This window comes from Methylobacterium sp. WL18 (assembly GCF_008040015.1).
GTDB lineage: Bacteria > Pseudomonadota > Alphaproteobacteria > Rhizobiales > Beijerinckiaceae > Methylobacterium > Methylobacterium mesophilicum.
Window position 1 is genome coordinate 1 of record NZ_VRVD01000690.1, and the last position, 2,370, is coordinate 2,370.

Consider the following 2,370-nt stretch of genomic DNA (forward strand, 5'->3'; position numbering starts at 1 on the left):
TCCTGCACCGTCGCGCCCCTCTCCCCCCCTGCTTCGCAGGGTACCCTCCCCCGCATAGGGGGGAGGGAGAGGCGCGTGTGTCCGGTCCCCGCCCATGACCCCCACCCGCGCCGGCCTGCTGGCCCTGTTCCTGACCCTGGTCCTCGACCAGGCCTCCAAGCTCGGGCTCTATTTCGGCACCGACCTCGTGCTGACCCAGCCCTGGCGGCTGGCGCCGTTCGCCGACTTCGTGGTGGTCTGGAACCGGGGCGTCTCCTACGGCCTGTTCCAGCAGGAGAGCGGGTTCGGGCGCTGGTTCCTGGTGATCCTGTCGCTCGCCGCCGCGCTCGGCCTCGGCATCTGGATGACCCGGGCCGGGTCGCGGCTGCTCGCCGTGGCGCTGGGGCTGATCGTCGGCGGCGCGCTCGGCAACGCCATCGACCGGGCCGCCTACGGGGCGGTGTTCGACTTCGTCCACCTGCATGCCGGCGGCTGGTCTTGGTACGTGTTCAACGTGGCCGACGCGGCGATCGTCGCCGGGGTGATCGGGCTGGTCCTCGACAGCCTGAGCCCAGCCGGGCGCGGTACGTCCAAGGATCCGGCCAAGACCGGCCCGGCCCGGACCGATACGGCCCCTCGCCTATGATTCGCGCAACACACAGGCCCCAGTTGCCTCAAGGCTCTGGTGCGATGCGGTCAAGGCGCCATACGATCGCCGGAAACCGGTCCCACGCCGGGACCTGTCGGATCAGGCCGCGTGGCGGCCATCCCCGCGCCGGATTTCCGGCCGGAACCCGTGAGGCAGCATGACCGGGCATCGCAGGCTTCGTCTCATCCTCTCCGCCGCGGTCGCGTTGGCGCCGCTGCTGGCCGGCGGCGCGCAGGCGCAGGAGCGCGGCGAGTTCATGCGCGACGCGCTCTCCGGCATCGGCCTCCTGGAGAAGCGCCAGGACCCGATCGACTATCACGAGCGCCCGCCGCTGGTGATGCCGCCCAAGCTCGACGGCAAGGTCCTGCCGCAGCCCCGGGCCCGCTCCACCAGCACCGCCTGGCCCAAGGATCCCGAGATCGTCGAGCGCGAGCGCGCGGCTGCCGAGCGGCGGCGCCCGGTGGGCAACCAGGCACGCGGCCGCTACGACGACAACAACGCCACCCTGTCGGTGGACGAGATCCGCAACGGCCGCCGCGCCGGGGCGAGCGTCACCACCGAGGCCGAGCGCAAGCCGGGCGACACCAACCGCGACGACAGCCTGCTCAGCCCGTTCGACCTGCTGAAGGGCAAGAGCGCCAACGCCGAGCCCTCGGATGTCGAGCCGGCCCGGGACATCCTGACCGATCCGCCCACCGGCTACCGGCAATCTCCGAAGAAGCTGGCCCAGCCGCCGTCGCGGGACCCGATCAACAACGCCAGCCGCGAGCGCGACGAGGCCGACCCCCGGGCCTACCAGCGCCAGCGGGCCCAGCAGTAACCATCAGGCTGTGGCGCCGTTGCAACGGCGGCCCGGCATGGCAACATGACATGTCTGTCCCGGTACGGCTCTTGCCGGCCGGATACGAGGACGGCCCCGATCCACGCGGGCGTTCCGGTCAGGGGCGTCGCCGGCACGGGGCCGGCAAAAGGAAAGCGGAATGCACCTGTTCAGGAAGGCGACGCCCACCCTCTTCCCGCCGCGTCCGGGCTCGCCCTACGGCGGCAGCGCCGGCCGGGGCGAGGCCGCGCCGTTCGGGCGCTCCGAGGCGGGCGGACCCGAAGTCACGGCCTTCACCCTCGACAACGGCCTCGACGTGGTGGTGGTGCCCGATCACCGGGCCCCCGTCGCGACCCACATGATCTGGTATCGCAACGGCTCGGCCGATGATCCGTTGGGCCAGTCGGGCATCGCCCACTTCCTCGAGCACCTGATGTTCAAGGGCACCGAGAAGCACCCGGTGGGGGCCTTCTCGAAGGCGGTCTCGGGCCTCGGCGGCCAGGAGAACGCGTTCACCAGCTACGACTACACCGCCTACTTCCAGCGGGTCGCCCGCGACCATCTCGGCACCATGATGGCGTTCGAGGCCGACCGCATGGGCGGCCTCGTCCTCGACGACGCCGTGGTCGCCCCCGAGCGCGACGTGGTGCTCGAGGAGCGGCGCATGCGGGTCGAGACCGACCCCTCCGCCCAGCTCTCCGAGGCGATGGCCGCCTCGCTGTTCGTGCATCACCCCTACGGAACGCCGATCATCGGCTGGATGCACGAGATCGAGGGCCTGAACCGCGAGCACGCGCTGGCCTATTACAAGCGCTTCTACACCCCCGAGAACGCGATCCTGGTGGTGGCCGGGGACGTGACCCCGGACGAGGTCCGCCGGCTCGCCGACGAGACCTACGGCCGCGTCGCGCCCACCGGCGCC

At 71.7% G+C, this 2,370-nt stretch carries 3 protein-coding genes; all 3 read left to right on the top strand.

Annotated features, from left to right (window positions below; translation table 11 throughout):
* The first annotated feature begins 94 nt into the window (after nucleotides 1-94).
* Entirely contained in the window at nucleotides 95-625 is a 531-nt protein-coding gene (lspA, locus tag FV228_RS27040) for a signal peptidase II (protein ID WP_147857337.1), read from the top strand.
* 160 nt (nucleotides 626-785) lie between these two features.
* Nucleotides 786-1,448, top strand: a complete 663-nt coding sequence (locus FV228_RS27045; RefSeq protein ID WP_147857338.1) for a hypothetical protein — start codon at nucleotides 786-788, stop codon at nucleotides 1,446-1,448.
* Nucleotides 1,449-1,608: 160 nt separating this feature from the next.
* A partial coding sequence (locus FV228_RS27050) for a pitrilysin family protein (protein WP_147857339.1) occupies nucleotides 1,609-2,370 on the top strand: 762 nt, incomplete at its 3' end.